This is a genomic window from Paracoccus acridae (assembly GCF_014642735.1).
GTDB classification, from domain to species: Bacteria; Pseudomonadota; Alphaproteobacteria; order Rhodobacterales; family Rhodobacteraceae; genus Paracoccus; species Paracoccus acridae.
Genome location: NZ_BMIV01000062.1, coordinates 1 through 1525 on the forward strand (window position 1 = coordinate 1; position 1525 = coordinate 1525).

At 63.9% G+C, this 1525-nt stretch carries 1 protein-coding gene and 1 pseudogene; one reads left to right on the top strand and one right to left on the bottom strand.

From position 1 onward, the window contains the following. Window positions 1-1102 (bottom strand): annotated as a pseudogene (locus IEX25_RS19685) (hypothetical protein); the annotation flags it as partial. Here IEX25_RS19685 and IEX25_RS20265 point away from each other — a divergent pair. Beyond that, a partial coding sequence (locus tag IEX25_RS20265) for a hypothetical protein (RefSeq protein ID WP_229665525.1) occupies window positions 983-1525 on the top strand: 543 nt, incomplete at its 3' end. The pseudogene IEX25_RS19685 and the gene IEX25_RS20265 sit on opposite strands and share 120 nt — an antisense overlap.

The window sequence follows — 1525 nt, forward strand, 5'->3', positions numbered from 1 at the left end:
TTTTTTTTGCTTGGGGCATTTGGTCGACCGGAAGACCATCAGGTGATGCTGGCACATTGGCCTCGCTGATCAGGTCCAGCACCTCGCGCCAATGCACATGTGCGACCAACTCGCCTGCATCGGGCCAGGAGATAAAGCGCCAGTCGGGATACATGGCATAGTATTCCAAAGCCGTCTCGATGGGCGCATTGCCGTCCTGCTGGCCGTGGATCAGCGTCACCGGACAGGCGACATGACCCAGTTCCCTTGGCCAGTCCTGGTGAAACGCAGGCACTTCCGTGCAAAAGGCAGTTTCAGAAAAAGGTTCGGTAAAGAACTGCTTTTCGACACCGTTGTAAAACGCTGCAGCAATCTCTGGTTCGGCCATGGCGCGCGCATCGCCAGGAACATGGGCCAAAATCCCGCGCAGATAGCGCTCAAGGCCATAGGTCGAGATGACGACCCGCGTGCTGCGCATCAGGAAGGGCAGCACCTTCGGGCTGTAGCGAGAGCAGGTGCGAGTGAAACGTGCCACAGGCATCAAGCGGCGGTACTGGGCGTCATTCAAGATCGGAAAGCCGGCACCGATGGCAAAAATCGCCCGGACAAGGTCCGGGGCGGCCTGCGCCAGCATCAGCGCGATGCGGATATCGTCGCCAGGCGCCACCACGACCGCCGAAGGGATCCGAAGCTGGTGCATCAGGGCCCTCATATCCTCTACCGCTAGCTCCAATGGCTGCCTGCTGCCTGGTGGGGCCGGGTCGCTGCCGCACCATCCTGCGCGAAACGGCACCAGCACCCACAGCTTGCGCCGGGCAAGGTCGTCCTCCGCCGCGCGGGGCAACCGCCACAGGCCATAGGTGGACTGCATCCAAATGATCGGCCGGCCCGCGGGATCGCCAAAGCTCAGCACCTCGATGCGCCGGCCGTCAGGCATCCGGTGGAAGCGCTGATACGGCAAGGGAATACGTGGCCGTTGGGGTTCGATGCCTGCCGGCACCGATTGCACCAGCAGCATGGCCAGGCGGATCAGTTCGGCCTGGCTGCAGGTGCCGGTCTTTTGCAGGACCGCGTGCAACTGGGACCGCACGGTTCCCGTGCTTCGGCAGGTGGCGGCAGCGATCCCCGCGACCGTGCCGCCTCCTGCCAGCAGGCGCATCACCTCGGCTTCGGCTGGCGTAAGCTTGAAGACCCGCGCCAGGAATTCAGGAACGGTGCTTGGCCAGTCGAACTCGCTTGTCATCGCCAGGACGTGCTTGCGGCCGCCGGCTTGCAGCAAGGGCTTCAGGTGAACCAGGATTGTACGGTCCGGCTCTGGCAAGCGCAGTCGCAGGACATCTTCGGCGAGGGTGCCGGAAGCGATGTCGGCCAGACGCGCGACAAGGTGTTCAAGATCGGCCGGATCAAGCGTCATGTGCCGGACCGAGCCCCCCGGCTGCAGTCCGAAGAGCCCGGCGGCAGCGTCATTCGAGGCCACGACCGTCCCGTCCCCCATCAGGACCAGGGCAGCGCCCAGCATCGAGGACAGCAGATCGTTCGCCCGACG